At 38.1% G+C, this 17,039-nt stretch carries 16 protein-coding genes; 9 read left to right on the top strand and 7 right to left on the bottom strand.

Translation table 11 applies throughout. From position 1 onward, the window contains the following. Positions 1 to 33 precede the first annotated feature (33 nt). Both BAOM_RS15750 and BAOM_RS15745 read left to right on the top strand, forming a co-directional pair. A complete protein-coding gene (locus tag BAOM_RS15750; RefSeq protein WP_252282545.1) occupies positions 34 to 414 on the top strand; it encodes a hypothetical protein in 381 nt (126 codons plus the stop codon). Further along, positions 404 to 886: a hypothetical protein gene (locus tag BAOM_RS15745; RefSeq protein WP_127761091.1), complete on the top strand. Its 483-nt coding sequence runs from the start codon at positions 404 to 406 to the stop codon at positions 884 to 886. The genes BAOM_RS15750 and BAOM_RS15745 overlap by 11 nt, the downstream gene beginning before the upstream one ends. Before the next feature lie 212 nt (positions 887 to 1,098). Here the strand turns inward: BAOM_RS15745 and BAOM_RS15740 are convergent, their stop codons facing one another. The 3 genes from BAOM_RS15740 to BAOM_RS24565 all read right to left on the bottom strand — a co-directional run bounded on the left by BAOM_RS15740 (position 1,099) and on the right by BAOM_RS24565 (position 3,137). Next, positions 1,099 to 2,535, bottom strand: a complete 1,437-nt coding sequence (locus BAOM_RS15740; RefSeq protein ID WP_127762598.1) for an alkaline phosphatase family protein — start codon at positions 2,533 to 2,535, stop codon at positions 1,099 to 1,101. Between the two features lie 179 nt (positions 2,536 to 2,714). Beyond that, entirely contained in the window at positions 2,715 to 2,918 is a 204-nt protein-coding gene (locus BAOM_RS15735) for a DUF1657 domain-containing protein (protein ID WP_127761090.1), read from the bottom strand. A 51-nt stretch (positions 2,919 to 2,969) separates the two neighbouring features. Next, a complete protein-coding gene (locus BAOM_RS24565) occupies positions 2,970 to 3,137 on the bottom strand; it encodes a hypothetical protein (protein ID WP_164853259.1) in 168 nt (55 codons plus the stop codon). 274 nt (positions 3,138 to 3,411) lie between these two features. Here BAOM_RS24565 and BAOM_RS15730 point away from each other — a divergent pair, with 274 nt between their 5' ends. Continuing rightward, positions 3,412 to 6,858 (top strand): BadF/BadG/BcrA/BcrD ATPase family protein, encoded by a 3,447-nt coding sequence (locus tag BAOM_RS15730; protein ID WP_127762597.1) that lies wholly within the window; start codon positions 3,412 to 3,414, stop codon positions 6,856 to 6,858. A 23-nt stretch (positions 6,859 to 6,881) separates the two neighbouring features. Further along, complete coding sequence (locus BAOM_RS15725; RefSeq protein ID WP_127762596.1) at positions 6,882 to 8,534, top strand: 2-hydroxyglutaryl-CoA dehydratase; 1,653 nt, start codon at positions 6,882 to 6,884, stop codon at positions 8,532 to 8,534. A 151-nt stretch (positions 8,535 to 8,685) separates the two neighbouring features. Here the strand turns inward: BAOM_RS15725 and BAOM_RS15720 are convergent, their stop codons facing one another. Then, positions 8,686 to 9,225 carry a LysR substrate-binding domain-containing protein gene (locus BAOM_RS15720; protein ID WP_252282544.1) on the bottom strand — a complete coding sequence of 180 codons (540 nt, stop codon included), beginning with the start codon at positions 9,223 to 9,225 and terminating at the stop codon, positions 8,686 to 8,688. On the opposite strand from BAOM_RS15720, the gene BAOM_RS15715 reads away from it, so the two are divergent. Continuing rightward, positions 9,176 to 9,886, top strand: a complete 711-nt coding sequence (locus tag BAOM_RS15715; protein ID WP_257467379.1) for a YbfB/YjiJ family MFS transporter — start codon at positions 9,176 to 9,178, stop codon at positions 9,884 to 9,886. The genes BAOM_RS15720 and BAOM_RS15715 overlap by 50 nt on opposite strands. Before the next feature lie 428 nt (positions 9,887 to 10,314). Continuing rightward, positions 10,315 to 10,587, top strand: a complete 273-nt coding sequence (locus tag BAOM_RS25585) for a DUF3885 domain-containing protein (RefSeq protein WP_127762595.1) — start codon at positions 10,315 to 10,317, stop codon at positions 10,585 to 10,587. Between the two features lie 18 nt (positions 10,588 to 10,605). Here BAOM_RS25585 and BAOM_RS15705 read toward each other — a convergent pair whose 3' ends face one another. After that, positions 10,606 to 11,256, bottom strand: a complete 651-nt coding sequence (locus tag BAOM_RS15705; RefSeq protein WP_127761088.1) for a TetR/AcrR family transcriptional regulator — start codon at positions 11,254 to 11,256, stop codon at positions 10,606 to 10,608. Between the two features lie 240 nt (positions 11,257 to 11,496). Here BAOM_RS15705 and BAOM_RS15700 point away from each other — a divergent pair, with 240 nt between their 5' ends. Further along, the gene (locus tag BAOM_RS15700) at positions 11,497 to 12,486 is read left to right on the top strand and encodes an NADPH:quinone oxidoreductase family protein (protein ID WP_127761087.1); all 990 of its coding nucleotides are present in this window, start codon (positions 11,497 to 11,499) and stop codon (positions 12,484 to 12,486) included. A 55-nt stretch (positions 12,487 to 12,541) separates the two neighbouring features. On the opposite strand, the gene BAOM_RS15695 is transcribed toward BAOM_RS15700, so the two are convergent. Both BAOM_RS15695 and BAOM_RS15690 read right to left on the bottom strand, forming a co-directional pair. Continuing rightward, entirely contained in the window at positions 12,542 to 14,047 is a 1,506-nt protein-coding gene (locus BAOM_RS15695; RefSeq protein WP_127761086.1) for an ATP-binding protein, read from the bottom strand. Positions 14,048 to 14,705: 658 nt separating this feature from the next. Continuing rightward, a complete protein-coding gene (locus BAOM_RS15690; RefSeq protein WP_127761085.1) occupies positions 14,706 to 15,197 on the bottom strand; it encodes a hypothetical protein in 492 nt (163 codons plus the stop codon). Positions 15,198 to 15,416: 219 nt separating this feature from the next. On the opposite strand from BAOM_RS15690, the gene BAOM_RS15685 reads away from it, so the two are divergent. Further along, positions 15,417 to 16,136 (top strand): VCBS repeat-containing protein, encoded by a 720-nt coding sequence (locus BAOM_RS15685; protein ID WP_127761084.1) that lies wholly within the window; start codon positions 15,417 to 15,419, stop codon positions 16,134 to 16,136. A gap of 559 nt (positions 16,137 to 16,695) precedes the next feature. After that, complete coding sequence (locus BAOM_RS15675) at positions 16,696 to 17,031, top strand: hypothetical protein (protein WP_127761083.1); 336 nt, start codon at positions 16,696 to 16,698, stop codon at positions 17,029 to 17,031. Positions 17,032 to 17,039: the final 8 nt, after the last annotated feature.

Raw genomic sequence — 17,039 nt, 5'->3', positions numbered from 1 at the left:
AGATAATAGATTTAGATTAGGGAGGGACATAGAATGATGGAATGGGCGCTAGCCATTTTGTTTGGTGCTGCAGTGATACTGTTCATTTTGTCGTTTATTAAAACGGATTCACCAAAAGTTGAAGACCAGCTAGAACAACTTTCTCTTACTTTTGGGGGGGAAGTGAATCAACTACAAGAAAAAATTCGGACTCTTGAGATAGATGCTGAAATTACAGCACAAGAAGCTGGTATACTGGCAGCTTCTTCTGAACAGCGAATCTTGTTGCGTGAAGTACTCGACTTACATAAGCGTGGGTATTCAGTTGAAAGTATAGCAATGAAAACAGGGCAGACTATAAATGAAATAGAACGGTTGATTGCTCCTTATGTAAAAACAAAGCAGGAAAGGGGAAAAGTTGCCAATGACATCTAAATCAATGCGCAGCTTTGCCGGCGGCCTTCTTGTTGCAGCAGGTTTGTGTGGTGCAGTGTACTTCTTTGGACCTACTGAAGCGACGAGCACACAGACTACAGAACAACTTTCAAAAGACGAGATGAAAGACTTGCTATCTTCGGAAGGGTATGTCATCCATACAGAAAAAGAGTGGGAAGAGCAACTTGCTGAAGCGAAATCTAGTAAAGATAAAGCAGAAACTGAAGCAAAAACCGAAACAAAAACCGAAACACAAGAAAAGATTGTATACCGCACAGTACTGAGAGTTTCTAAAGGGATGACAAGTATTGATGTGGGTAAAAATCTGCAGCGAGCAAGAGTTATTAAAAGCGGGCAGGATTTCTTTAATGAAGTTGAACAGCGAGGCGTGGAAAACCATTTACGTCCTGGTACATATGTAGTACAAAGTGACATGACGACAGAAGAGATCATATCTATCATATTTAAATGACCATATTTTCATTAATTAAATAAAAAGGTCACTCAAAGTTTATACTTTTGGGCGACCTCTTTTTATTGTCATTTTTTAACCTCATTTTTATGATATCTATAAAAAATACAAATACTATTCTGTGACATTAACTTGAAAACATACTTAACAAATTGTATAACTTGTTTACAATTGTAGAAGAGTAAATCACGATTCCAGACCAAGTCGTTTAATTAACCAATCAACGATAAAACCCATTCTTTTATATCTACCATTCGTAAATATGAAGGTGTTGAATGTGTACCTGTTACGATCAAAGGTACTAAGGAATCCTGTTGGTGCAATCCTCCATGACTAGCCCCTCCTACGTGGGTAGGTGAGCCTTCACCAATAAATTCATAGCCTGGTTTAGCACTGACTATGATGAAATTTCCTTCATGTGAATTTAAGCTGCTATATAATCGGTCCAACGCATCTGGATAGTCACCGTAAAGAATTTGATTGTCATTTACAGTAATATCTAATAATTCATGGTCCCCTTCAATAAACCATGTTTGGTTATATGTATCAATAAATTCTCCGCCTTTTCGATAATCGAGTTCCCCTTTTTTTCCACCGGACTTGACCTTTATGGATGACCCTTCTCGCCATGCAATGACATCAATTCGGTTGTCATTTTCTAGCTCTGATACAAGTTTATGAATAGGTAACGTGTTCGTATCTAAAGTGTATATATAGGACATACGTTCATTTACGGCAAGCACAATCTGATCTTTTGGCTGAACTCCTTCTCTTAGTTTCATAATTCGATATGTCCCTAGCATTTTCCTAAGATCAATTAGAGCTACTTTGCGGTCAGGATCAATCCAGGCTTGTCCATTATCACCTATTGTAATCCATATATTGTTCTGTAATGCTTCTTCCCATGAATCATATACATTAAGAATCTTTTGTAAATGTTGATCGACTTTTTCAATTCCTTTTACATCCATACGTCCATGTTTATGAACACTTTGATCAAGATCGGGAAAGTAGACAATCGTAAAGGAAGGAAGGTGATCTTTCTTAATTAAATAAGTTAATTCTTGAACTGAAAAAGAATTGTTGAACCCAAACTTTTGCCAAAGTCGTTGATACCGTTTAGATGAACTAATTTTTTTTAATGACCCATATGTAAAAATATTGGCACCTAATGTTGAACGTTCTTTTTGAATAGAAGTAAACCATGTTAATAATTTCGGTAATTTATAAAAGTGGGGTGTATTTCCTCGATACACGAGTGCGTTTATCGAAGCCGAACTCTTACCTTTATCCTCTAACTCCTCATGTATGGTTTTTACTCTCTTACTGATATGATTACTGTTCAGATGAAATAAGATATCTTCAAGAGATCGACTAAAACCAAGCTTCCATAATTCACGAATATGACTACCATAATTAATGAGACGATTTTCTTTTATATTGAACCAAACTAGTCCAGGCAAATGATGTTGATTGCAATAGGTACCCGTAAGTATTGTTGTGTCAACATTAACAGACATTGTTGGAAAGGGACTGATTACATCTGGAAAGTACATGCCGTTCTCAATGAAAAACTTGAATGCCGGTGCTCGATTATTTTTGATGGCCTCTTGTAAAGGTGGGTCCATTAATGTATCAATAACGAGCATAATTACTGGTTTTGATTTTTGAACACTTTTTTCTTGTAAAGACGCCACTTAAATCATCCTTCTTCTCTTTCGATTGTTACTCTTTTTCTATATTAAATTAAGATTTTGAAGCATTTCATTTAGGACTCTGATATATGCCAAAAAAAGGTTGATGGAGTTTAACCAACCTTTTTTTGGCATTATTGTTTATATTGGGGTTCTTCTTCTAGGATTTGTTGAACCCGTGGAGAAAGCTCGTCCACAATGGCTTGCGTTTGTTGTGCCGCTTGTTGATACATTTGTTTTGCTTGTTCATTATCCGTTTGTAAAGCAAACGTCTCAAAACTTGCCTGAGCACTTTTTAATCCTGCTAATGTCTGTTGAACTTCGTTAATAACGGTCATGGTATCACCTCTTAAAATTTGGTTATCAACAATAACTGAGACTCAAACAAGTCATCTTGCTGTAACATCTTTAACCGCGTCAGAAATACGGTCAACTGCTGCTTTTCCAACATCTTCAACAGTATCAATTGCATTTTTAGCTGCATCGCCTGCTGCTTCAATCCCACGTTTTGTTCTGTTACGTCCTTGGTCAATAGCAGATTGATTTTGCTCAGTCATTCGTTATCCCTCCTTAAATTGGTTTCGACTTTAGTATAAGAAAATGTCATTTTGTTATTCATATAATGGGTACAGTACCTATTTATTAAGATAGGATTCAAAAGAATTGGATAATCATTTTTGTTTAAATTTGCTATTTCTCTTTGAACTCATGGATTTTTAAGTTTATTAATAGTATCTAGATTTATGGAAAATATAAGGTCAGTGTGATATTTGTCACTATGCTTTATAAACTAAAAAACTCATATATGTGAGGTGAGCTGAAGTGGAAAATATGATGATTGGAATTGACGTTGGTTCCACCACGGTAAAAGCAACCGTAGTCGATCCGAATACGAAAGAGATTCTATGGTCTGATTATCAGCGCCACAATACGAAACAGGCTGAAAACGTGTTAGAATTCTTGGTTCGTATCGGGAATGAATTTTCTGAAGTACAGAAAGAAAAGATTCGAGTGTTTATTACGGGATCCGGTGGCGGTCCGATTGCTGAGCATATCGGTGCCAAGTTTGTTCAAGAAGTGAATGCCGTTACGATGTCTGTCGAACAACTGCATCCTGATGTAGGCAGTGTGATTGAACTCGGAGGACAAGATGCCAAGATTATTATTTTTAAAGAAAACGAGGAGACAGGGGATAAGCAGGCCATTACTTCCATGAATGACAAATGTGCCTCTGGTACTGGTGCTACGATTGATAAGTGCATCATTAAGGTAGGAATGCCGGAAGCAGAAGTTGCAAAGCTCGCTTTTGATGACACCAAACTTCATCATGTTGCAGCGAAATGCGGTGTTTTTGCAGAAACGGATATCGTGAATCTGGTGAAAAGCAGCATTCCTTCTTCGGAAGTCATGTGTTCTTTGGCAGATGCTATTGTTATGCAGAACCTTTCTGTACTGACCCGCGGGAATACGTTGCGACATAAGGTTCTCTTATTGGGTGGGCCGAATACATACTTGCCTTTTCTTCAGCAATGTTGGCGCAAGCGAATTCCTGAATCGTGGGAACAGCGGGGATACAATTATCCGAAAGATATACCGATCGATGAACTAATTTTTGTTCCGGAAAATTCCCAGTATTATGCTGCATATGGTGCTGTCATATATGGACTTCATGAACCGAGTGAAGTTGGCCGTTACAAAGGTTTAGAAGAATTGAAGAAATTTATTACCCATGGCCGAAAGGAAAAGCTGGGTGAAAAAGCCGGTGCTCCATTAGTAAAAAGCGTAGCGGAATTGGACGAATTTCGTCGTCAGTACAGTATTCCTAAATTTCAGCCTGCTTCCTTTGAACCGGGACAAACAGTTAAGGCGGTAATTGGTCTTGACGGGGGGTCTACTTCATCAAAGGCCGTGGTGGTCGATGAAAACGGAACGATTCTTCTTAAGGAATATCAGCTCTCTAAAGGAAATCCGATTCAAGATACGAAGGAGCTTCTCGGGCGTATATATGAAAAGGTACATGCATCTGGTGCTAGACTTGAAATTATCGGCTTTGGGGCAACAGGATATGCTGCGGATGTCTTGGAAAAGACATTAAAAGCGGATGTCAATATTGTGGAGACAGTTGCTCATATGATGAGTGCCGTCCATTTTTTCGGGGATATTGACGTTATTTGTGACATTGGCGGCCAAGACATAAAAGTTCTTTTTCTGAAAAATGGAGATATCCGCAACTTCCGCTTGTCCAACCAATGCTCAGCTGGGAACGGAATGCTGTTACAGGCGATGGCTGACCAGTTTGGGATCCCTGTTCAAGAGTATGCTGAAACCGCCTTCAAAGCGGATCTGAGTCCGAAATTTTCTTATGGCTGTGCGGTATTTCTTGATTCTGACCGGGTGAATTTCCAGAAGGAAGGCTACGCAAAGGAGGAGCTGTTGGCTGGACTTGCCTTAGTTCTGCCAAAAAACGTATGGCAGTATGTGGTGCAAATTCCGCGCATGGCGGAACTGGGCCGAACGTTTGTCCTGCAGGGAGGGACACAACATAATCTGGCAGCTGTGAAAGCGCAAGTTGACTATATTAAAGAGCGGGTTCCGGATGCTGAGGTGCATGTCCATCCGCATACAGGTGAAGCTGGTGCAATTGGAGCGGCCATGGAAACCCTTCGTGTAGTAAAGCGCCGGGGGTACTCAACTTTTCTTGGGCTTGATGCTGCAATCGGCTTAAGTTATATATCCCGCAATGATGAATCAACTCGCTGTAACTTTTGTCCGAATAACTGCAGCCGGACGTTTATCGATACTACTGCACCTGATGGACAAACTGCTCGCTATATTTCAGGTTTTAGCTGTGAAAAGGGAACGGTGGAAAACAAGGAATCGATGATTCAGCTGACTCAAGAGCGCAATAAGCTGAAAAAACAATACCCTAACCTGGTGGATTATGAAGCGCGACGAATGTATAGGCATTTCTATGATCCTGTTTCCATGCCTCCGTCAGACCAAACTATTGAGGATATCAAAATCAAAACCGGTTTGCTAAGTCTTGGGAAGCGAAAAAGCAAATTTACTCGTTCGTTTCAACGTTCTTCTATAGAGGCGATGGAACGGCGGAAACAGCTGCGTATTGGAATTCCGAAAGTCTTGAATATTTGGTCTACGGCCCCATTTTGGCGAACTTATTTTGAAACGCTGGGCATCGATCAGAAGAATATCGTATTCAGTGACGACACGAGTGAGGAAATGTGGCAGGAGGGTGGAAAGTACGGTTCCATTGATCCTTGTTACCCGTCAAAAGTAGCACAAGCACATATTCATAATTTATTGTTCAAGCATCATACAGAGCGCAAGGTGTTAAACGCAATCGTTTTCCCATGCATCACCCATATTCCGACTCATCTACAGAATGTGGTGGATTCCACCAGCTGTCCGATTGTCGCCGGGGCTCCGAATGTCATTAAAGCCGCTTTTACGAAAGAAACGGACTTTTTCAAGGAAAGAGAGATCACTTATTTCGATCCGGCGGTAACGTTTACAGAACCAAATATGCTAAAAAAACAGTTATATGAGGCGTTTACTGATTTCCTACAAATAACAGAAGACGAAAGTAATTTTGCAGCAGATGAAGCATGGAAGGCTATGGAGCTTTTTGATCATGAGATGCAGGAAAAAGGAAGGATGATTCTTGAGCAAGTCGAAGAGGAAAATCGCATTGCCATTCTTATGATTGGACGTCCCTATCATTCGGATCCAGGGCTTAACCACAGCGTATTGGATGAGTTTCAGGTGTTAGGCTATCCGATTCTATCGATGCGCTCCATTCCGAAAGATGAAGCTTGGCTGCGCCGATTTTTTAAAGGTGATTTAGAAAGTGGAAGAGTGAATCATGCTTTGGAAGTGACCGATGTATGGCCGGAAAATTTCAGTTCAAATAGTGTTCAGAAGGTTTGGGCTGCTAAGTTTGCGGCTAGGCATCCTAATGTGGCGGTATTGGATCTTTCCAACTTTAAATGCGGGCATGATGCCCCTACCTATGGGCTGATTGACTCGATTATTTCAACAGCTGGCACTCCTTATTCCGCTCTTCATGATATCGATGCGAATAAGCCGAGTGGCTCCATTAAGATTCGTGTCAAAACCTATGCGCATAGTCTGGGACTGCATGAGGAGCGGCTTCAGGATTTAGCGCAAAAGAAGATGGAATTGCAGCAACTTATTGAACAAAAGCGCCATGAATTTCTGCGTCAACCGAACCAGGAGAAAAAAGCGATATCTGAATAACACAACAAGGAGCTGATTTGAAAGTGCGTACATCAAAAGAACGCGAAGCTGTTAAGGATAGCCGTCAGCCGGATTATCTTCGTAACTTTGAGGAAGAATTAGACCGGTATCAGGCCGAACAAGAAGCAAAATTAGGACTGAATCAATCAAATGCACAATGGTTTGATCCGGTTCCCCGCCAATTTTTTGCAAAGGACAAAGATTCCACAACCATTCTTTTCGGCGGTCTTACCATGGCCCATGACTACTTGATGGAGGGAGCGCTAAAAGGATTGGGATATACTGTCAAACACATGGATTGCCCGGATACGGAGTCTCTCCGCTTTGGCAAGGAATTTGGAAATCGCGGGCAATGCAATCCAACGTATTTTACTGTAGGGAATCTAATCAAATATCTTACTTATCTTCGAGATGTTGAAGGGAAATCAAAGGAAGAAATTGTGAGCAAGTATCTTTTCATTACGAGCGGTTCCTGTGGACCTTGTCGTTTTGGTACCTATGTAACAGAGTATCGGAAGGCACTCAGGGATGCCGGATTTGATGGGTTTCGAGTGTTGCTCTTTCAGCAGCAGAGCGGCTTAAAACAGGCTACAGGTGAAGAGTCTGCGCTTAAATTAGATAGTTCATTTTTCCTTACTTTTTTAAAGGCTGTATTGATTGGAGATATTTTGAATGCACTAGGGTATCGCATCCGGCCTTATGAAGTGGAAGAGGGATCCACCAATACTGCGCTTGAACGCTGCAAGCAGCATTTATATAAAGCTTTCAGCGAGCGTAAACAACTAATACCAGCTTTATACCGATGCCGAAAAGAACTACAAACGGTGAAAGTCGACAGAACCCGGGTAAAACCGAAAGTAAGCATCATAGGGGAGTTTTGGGCGATGACGACAGAAGGAGACGGCAACTATCAGCTGCAAAATTTTTTAGAAAGTGAAGGGGCCGAAGTAGAAGTGCAGTCTGTTACGGCATGGATCTTATTTTTGATTTGGGAGGGGCAATACGATACTCGCAAACGGATGCATTTACGTGAAGCGGATTCCGATAGTAAGGGCTTAAAAGGAAAGAATCCTTTAAAACGTCTACTAATATTAGAATTAGCCGATCGTACTGTCCGCGGGATGTTCCATACCTATGCCAGAGCGATTGGGCTTCGCGGATATCACTTACCTGATATGGATGAAATAGCTGAGGTGGCCCACTCCTATTATAACAACCACCTAAGGGGTGGAGAAGGACATATGGAAGTTGGTAAGCTTATACTTAATGTGAAGAAACGGAAAGTAAATATGACCATTTCTGTTAAGCCATTCGGATGCATGCCTTCATCCGGTGTTTCCGATGGAGTACAGTCACTCATTACCGAGATTCATCCTGAAGCGATTTTTCTTCCCATTGAAACGACGGGAGACGGGGCAATTAACGTTTATAGCAGAATACAAATGATGTTGTTTAAGGCTAAACAGGCTGCTCAGAAAGAATTTGATGAAGCTTTAGCCAAAAAGGGCTTCTCCGTAGATCAGCTTCAGAAAAATATTTTTAGCCGTTCACCTATAACGGAACCTTTGAAGGTAAGCAAACATTCTGTTGCTTGTACATCAGCAAATGTTGTTTATCAATTGCGCGAGATTCCAAACAGGTTTTCTTTTCGCCGCCATAAAGTGAAAGAAGTATAAAAGTATTTTAACTAGAATGAAACATCGGGTACCGATTGAGCGTTGATGAATGGAATAGACTAAAAGTATAAAGCTGATTTTTCCTACGTTAAGGAATGATCAGCTTTTTATTTTTACATTTTCCCATTTTCATTGGAAGTTTAAAAAATCATCAGTTTGTCACTTCATTTGCTGAATCGTTACTGTACCCCATAAAGGAGAGATTTAATGAAAGTATCCAAGAGTATAGAAGGAGAAAGGAAAGGGGAAGGCTAATTGTAATAAGCACTAATTCCTCTTCTATTACTGTTTTCTGAATCAGTTCAGGGTGATCAATGGGGCCGGCCACAAATGCTCCATCTAAATCGTACTGAAGAACTCCTTGGATATTTTGCTCCGTTGGCCCTGTTTTTAAAATTAAGTCTACGTCAGGATAAGCGTGATGGTATTTTGTAAGTAGTGAGGGTAAGCGAACGGCAGCAGTTGTCTCCATAGATCCGATAATCAAAGGGCCTTTTGGTGTCTGATCATCTTTCATCACTTTAGTAGTTTCTTCTATAAGTTGAAAGATTTGTTCAGAGTATGTCAATAACATTTTTCCTTTGGACGTTAAGGTAGTACCACGATTATGTCGATAAAATTGGGAAGGCACATGGATAGGATTGGCTGTCGTAAGTGCAATCCTTGCTTTCTTAGTATGGATCTGGCTCATAGATACCCCCCTCATTCTTGATCGAAAGATTGAACAAGAAATTTTTACACAGGTACCTTCAGTCAAATGGCTTCCTTGGCTGATTGTAGCCTATGGATTAGAGGGATTAGGGTACATCGTTACAGGTACGTTTATCGTATCTATCGCTGAAAAGACCCCAAGCTTTAATGGAGATGCTACCTTTGTTTGGATGATAGTGGGGTTGGCAGCTGTTCCATCATGTATCATCTGGTCATCGCTAGCAAAAAAATGGGGGATTGTAAAATCATTAGTGCTTGCAATGATTTTACAATCCATTGGTATTGCGATGCCAGTCTTCTTGATGTCCAAAACTGGTCTAGTTATAAGTGCATTATTATTTGGAGCTACGTTTATGGGGATTACTACACTTGCCACCACATTAGCACGCCAAATGAGTCCATCTAATAGTAGTCGAATCATTGGCTATCTTACAGCTATTTATGCTGTTGGCCAAATGATAGGACCAACAATTGCCGGAATTTTATCATCATTCAGTCATGATTATAATTCTGCTTTGATAGGAGCAGCAAGTGTAGTATTAGTTGGTGCATGCTTGCTTTTAAATGGAATTCGATTTGAGAAGAAGCCCAACATAGAAGGAACTTGTCAAAAAATGATGAACAACACTATTCAAAAGTAGGTGCTGTGCGTTCCTGTTAAAATCGAAACTGTTTAAGCTGAAAAAACTATAAAGGTAGATTTAAAGGATGGTGGGTGAAGGCCTTGAAACGTATTCATTGCTAAAGTAAAGCAGATGTATTAATAGTTGGAATGGACGAACTAAAATGGATGGTGTTCGATTACGAGTATAATCTAGTGTTATCATTAATTAATGAAAATCTTTATCAAAGTAACTATATAAAGACAAAGATTTACGCTTTCGTTTAAGTCAGTAAACAATGCCATCGATGTTTGATGATGAGGAGGAAGCAGAGGAGTGTTATACTTCTCAGTTTTCTTTAAAATGTTATAAAACGCGATTTAGTTAAAGCAACTTGTAATAAGGATTTCCTTTAAAAACTAGGATTAGGCGATAGGTTTTTTGTTTACTATGCAGATGTCTTTTTTATTAATATTACGAAAAACATTATCTATTTTGTTTATGACGATAGAGGATATGAGACTATTGCAAACGGTAGAGAAGTTATTTGCCCCCTCTATGAGAAGTATTATGATTGGATAGATGATTATTGTCGAGAAGAGATTGAGTTTTGTGAACCTATTTGGTTTATTGGTAATTACAAAGTTGTACTATGTTTTTTCCAGATTAGTGTCATTTCCTCTCATGACAAGGGGGGCCGTTTGTTAAATAGTATTACGATAAAGAAATATATTCAGTAAAGGACTCGAGTATAGATTTTATGTAGTGGTTCCTTTTTCTTCTTCAGATGTAAAACTAGGTTGCTTACTGTTTTGATTATTTTTATTTCTTAAGTAACTCGAGAGAGTTTCTAGGCAATTATCGCGATAGAATGTGTGTAATTGATCGTTGTTTTGCATCAACCATTGAATAAGGGATCCGTCTATCAAAGCACGAATTGTGTAAGAGGCTTTATCAATGTCAACATTAGCGAATGTTCCTTCCTTTTGACCTAGCTGGATAATTTCACGCCCAATGGACCAACAATTTTCATAAAACCGGTCATTAGTTTGACGAAATTGTTCATTGTGGTTCGCTTGAGCGAGAAATTCAAGATACACTCGGTAAAATTTACGGTTATCACTCGGATTGGCAAAAGCTGCATGGACATAGGCACGTAACTTATCAAGTGCATTGTGCTCCTTACTGATTGCTACATGTTCATTTTTATAAATTTTTTCAGTAACCCACTCCAGCAGGTGACGAAAAACATCTTCTTTATTTTGGAAGTAATAACTTGTCACCCCTTTGCTTACGTCAGCATAGTCGGCGATATCCTGAAGGGTGACGCTATGAAAGCCTTTTTCAGAGACGGCTTGAAAGGCGGCTCTTAAAATTTGTTCGCGCCGTTTTTCAGCTTTGTTATTCATTAAAATCCACCATCCTATTTTTAATAGTTCCATTATACACAAAAAATGACCGGACAAAATAATGGATAGTAAAGATAAATGTTTTGAGACTTCTATGCTAAAAGGATATTTTATTCTGACCGGTCAAAATTATATTGACTGGTCAAATAGTTAATACTATAATCGATTCATGGGATTAATTGTATGAACGAGTGATACAGATATAATAATATCTGTAAAAATAATAAAAGAGGTGTTTAGATGAAATCATTTGACGCACTAGTTGTTAATAAGCAAGATGACCAGTTTTCTGTAGGGGTTCAACAGTTTTCACTACAGGATTTACCAGAGGGCGAAGTACTAATTCGTGTTCAATATTCAGGCGTTAATTATAAAGATAGTCTTGCGAGTATCCCTGATGGCAACATTGTCAAAACTTATCCATTTGTACCAGGAATTGATTTAGCAGGGGTCGTAGTTTCTTCAGAAGATCCTCGCTTTCAAGAAGGCGACGAGGTTATTGCAACTAGCTATGAGATTGGTGTTTCCCATTTCGGTGGATATAGTGAATACGCTCGTATTCCGGCTCAGTGGATTGTTCCACTTCCAAAAGGCCTTACGTTAAAAGAAGCGATGATTATCGGAACAGCTGGTTTTACGGCTGCATTATCCGTACAGCGCCTTGAAGAAAATAATCTAACTCCTGACAAAGGAGCTGTTCTTGTAACTGGAGCAACAGGTGGAGTTGGCAGCTTTGCTGTCTCTATTCTATCTACCCTAGGTTATCAAGTAGAAGCGAGTACAGGAAAAGAAGCTGAACAAGAGTACTTAAAGAAACTTGGAGCAACTACGGTTCTATCACGCGAAGATGTATATGATGGAAAGGTTCGAGCATTAGGTAAACAAAAATGGGCAGCTGCTGTCGATCCAGTTGGCGGCGAACCACTTGCCTCTGTTTTAAGCCAAATCCAGTACGGTGGCTCAGTTGCGGTCAGTGGATTAACAGCTGGGACAAAGCTGCCAACAACAGTCTTCCCGTTTATTTTAAGAGGAGTAAATTTACTTGGAATTGACTCTGTGTATTGTCCTATGGAGACAAGATTGAAAACATGGAATCGTCTAGCAACTGATTTTAAACCGGCAAATTTAGAAGAGCTAATTCAACAAGAAGTGACACTTCAGCAGCTTCCGGAGGCCTTGCCTACATTACTAAAAGGTAATGCTCGCGGAAGAATCATTGTGAAATTATAACCCAAAAGTGACGAGATATATAAATTCTCGTCACTTTTTCAATGTTAACTTTGAATCATTTTGATAGAGGTATACGTATTTTGACGAGAGTTCCTTTATTAAGAGTACTTTGAATAGAAATATCTCCTTGATAGGTATCAATAATTCGTTTACAGATTGTTAATCCTAATCCGGAACCATGCTTCTTCATAGAGAAAAATGGATTGAAGACTTGGTCTAAGCTATCTTTTGGAATACCTACACCAGTATCTTCTATCATAATGAAACAAAAATCAGCGTCTCTTTCTATTGAAATCGTTAATTTTCCACCATCGGGCATAGCGTGTAAAGCATTTTTAGACAAATTGAGAATCACCTGTTTTATATGATCTTGGACACAAGATATAGGCACATCATCAGCACAATAGGAAATAGAGAGTTGGACATTCATATAATTAGCTTCCGATTGTAAAATAGGTTCTATTTCTCTTAAGATATCTATTGTATTGTAGGTGTTTAATGTATATGCAGTTGGTTTTCCAAGGACTAGTAATTCACTAACAATGGCATTTATTCGAATGATTTCTTTTTGTATCACTTCAAAGTAATACTGGGCTTTCTTATCTAAATATTCTTCGCTAAGTAGTTTAATTAATCCATTTATTCCTGTTAAAGGGTTTCTTATTTCATGGGCAGTGCTAGCAGCCAGATTCCCAAGTAATTCTAGTTTTTGATATTCATTTTGTTCTTTTTCTTTCTTTACTTTAAATTTCAGTCGAAGGTTGTAGATTAATAGTAGTAAAACATTCATAATAATAAAAACCGCCACTAGGTAATAGGTAAATGTATGACGATATAAGTGTTTATTTTCAGGGCCTAATTTTGCCGTAATAATCCAAGAGGGTTGTTTCAAATCGATACGATAATCTACTAAGTTTTCAGTCGAAGTTAGTGAGCTTGCCTCTATTACTGTTCTCCCTGATTGATCTGTTACGACAATCATTTCATCTTTTAATAACATTTTTATGGTATTTTCTAATTCATCTAATCGTAAGCTGGCCAGCAACACACCTTTAATTTGTTCATTCTCAGTAACAGGGACGGCGATTGTCATAATATAACGCCCTGTTACTCGACCAATATGTGCTTCTGAAAAACTCGTTTTTCTTGACTTCAGTGCTTGCTGAAAGTACGGTCGATCACCTACATTAACAGGAGGATTGAGGGAATTTGAGCTTATTAATAAGTCTCCTTTTGGATTGGCCCAATAAAAGCCTGAAAAACGTTTATCCTTTTCTTGAGTTTCCTTGAAAATTTCCTCTGTATCAATTAAGCTACTATGCTGAACTTTAATCAGGATAGCAAGCATTTCTAACCGTCCGACTGTTTCGCCAATAAAATTCTCTATATTTGTTGCATGAAGATTTGCATTCCGTTGAGCTTTATTTTTATATTCATTTTCATATTTTTTCATTTGTAGCTCTGCTAAAATGCCGCTGATAATCAGCGTAGGAACCACTGCTATCAAAATATAAATAACAAAAATCTTTGCAAATGGTTTAATGTTATGTGTTCGTATCAAAAAGTTCTTCCCCTTTAATGTTCTGCTTAAGCAGCTTCCAGCTGAATATATAAAGTGTAAAATATCCCCTTATGATTGACATGAAAGCTTTCAGTTATATTTTCATCATAAGATATTTAGGACTAAGTATCAATATTATCAGAAGCATAATAGTCATATGGTCGCCTTTGTTGTACAGTGAGGGGTTATAGTTGTTTTACTCATTCTACATATTAGTATCAACTAAGAGAAATTTTCTAGGATTAAATGTGGTGAGCCGTACCATAAGTAAATGAGGTTATTTTATATAAAAACGACTATTGAAATAATTAGATATGGTTCCTGTAAAAAAGCTGCAATATACATGAGTAACAGAATGTAAAAGGCCACTTGCTTAGCAAGTGGCTGATTCGACGTAGTGGCCAATTTTAGGAATTAAGTGTAAGTGGAACTACATCTCTGTCTTCGCCTTAACAGGCTCGCCAATCAGCGAGTTTTCTTAAGGTTATCCTGATTTAGTAAATTTGGTTCACCCTTTACTCCTTACCTATTTACTGTTGGTTTTAATATATTCTTTATAGGCTGTTGAGTAAATTAGATAAAAAATACCTCAAATCTCGAGAAAAACGAAATATACACGATAAGGGGCTGCTACGCCCCTTAAATTTTCTAAATGCGATTAACACAAAACAATGATTTTATAGGGAGTAGTTTGGGCTGGAATGCTAAATGTGGCGGGACCATATACAACAAGTAGATTTCGGTTTGTAGGACTAAGTGTGAAGGATTGATTGTTTTGTAATAATATCGGAGTATAACTAGAGATATTCAATTGTAACTGACCATCACTACTTACCAGCAGGCTGTTAAAATAGTCAACCTTAACATTTTGATAAGGGCTATCTTTTACGATAATGAGGGCCTGATATTGGGGCGGGTAAATAAGAATGACAGGTACATTGACATCATAAAAACCAGTTACACGGTCTCCAACTGAAACCATAACATGGTCTAGAAAATATGTTGTTGGGCTGATAACAAAATTTACTATCGAACCATCTTCTCTTAATAAGGACATTAATTTAAAACACCCTTTTAATTCCTCATTTGAACCTAATAAATAATCTTGAATCATGGTAACCGTACCAGAAAAAGAATTGTATTTCTTCATTTTTCCCCCTCCTTTATGTTGAATAATAAACGTAATTCACTCTTTAGGAAACTTCGAGGACGGGGTGCGTATAATATTTTAATGTTAGTTTAGTTGGCCTTATAAATTTTATGAAGCTGGTGATTAGATATTACTTAATGAAGGCTAGTTATAAAGAGTAATAATTCTTTAAGACTGTTAGAAAATGATGATGCTAGTCCGCATAAAAAGGAGTTTATTATGTATAACTATTATTCTAGTACAACTATGAATCAGCAAGATATTGTTTCGTTTGCTCGTGGTGATATAACGGGGGATAGAGTGCCTGATAATGTTTATTTAACCGGAATAAAGACTCCAGCTAGTCCATTTACTCAAAATATTACTCTGCTCGTTCAAGATGGAAGAACTGGCACTGTAAAAAGTGTTACACTTCGAGAAAATGCTGGCTACAATCCTACTGTATTCTTAGGGGATTTTACTGGGAATGGAGTAGATGATATTTTAATAAGTATTGCTACAGGTGGTAGTGGTGGAATCATGTACCATTATATTTATTCCTTTGTGGAAAATATGGCATATTTACTGTTTGATTTCAATGTATATAATGAGCAATATCAATATGACGTTACTTATCAAGACCAATACAAAGTGGAAGTTGTCAGTAAAATCAATAATAAAAAGTACATGATAGATATTTCAACAAAGGGTGCTGAGTATTTAACTGAAATATATGATGAAAATGGTAAACTGAAAAGTCCTATTACAGGTTTTGTAAATCCTCTAAGTGGCTTATATCCTGTTGACTTTAATTCGGATAAAAGGTACGAGCTATTGGCTTATCAAAAAATTGCCGGAAGATATAATGCAGATTCTTTAGGGTATATTTTGAACACTTTAGGATGGTCGGATAATCGATTTGTTTTGCAAAATCAGAATGTAGCTATTTTGGGATATTAGAGCAACTTATCTAATGAGGTTTTAGAAGCATGAGAATTCTATTATTTTATTAATAATTATTATCTAGGTAAAAAGAAAAAGCTGATTTATAAACATTCTATAGACTGTTTATATAACTACACTTATGTTTGGTTAGTAAATGGGGAGGGATTTTGGTTTTACCCGACGTACCTCCAATATGGTGAAGTTGCAGGATATAGGTGGAACCGTACATTCTGGACGTTCTATGGTTTTGATGAAAGATTTATTGAAACGGTTGCCTGTTATCCAATCCCTACTTTGTACTAAAAACAAAATCCCCTTGTAGAAATTAAAACCACGATAAATAGCAAAAAATAATAAAATCCCTCATTTAGATACATCACGGAGAACCGTACACATAAGTAGGTGCGGTTTTTTATATAAATGCAGCATGGACCCATCTCCGTAAAATTAATCTTATGAAACGTTTCCTTTTTATTTACTATTAACAAAATGAATTTGACTATTATGTATACAATTGTATACAATAGAAACGAATTCAAATGTATACAATTGTATACAGAGAGGAGAGCATATTATGAGACATGAAGGACATAAGGGACAGCATAAACATCATGAAGGCAGACATCGTGGACGTCGCGGGGAGCATGTAGAGGTAAAATCAGAAGGAGCGAAAACGTTCCGACGCAAGCGTGCGATAATGTTTTTAGAGCATTTAGAAACTAAGCAGGCGGTACTGAAAAAGCAATTGCAAACACCAGAGTTGCAATCCGTTAATCCAATTATTGTTGGTGAATTAAAGGCAACACAGTCGATAATAGATGAATTTGTGCAACTGTTTGAGTTATATGAGTTCGAGGAATATGCGAATTTACGATTTAAAAAAGATACCGAAAATAACACGGAAGCTTAGAAAGAGGA

The sequence above is a fragment of the Peribacillus asahii genome, from assembly GCF_004006295.1.
GTDB classification, from domain to species: Bacteria; Bacillota; Bacilli; order Bacillales; family DSM-1321; genus Peribacillus; species Peribacillus asahii_A.
Note: the sequence above shows the minus strand (reverse complement) of the source record. Positions and strands in the feature narration are given on the sequence as shown.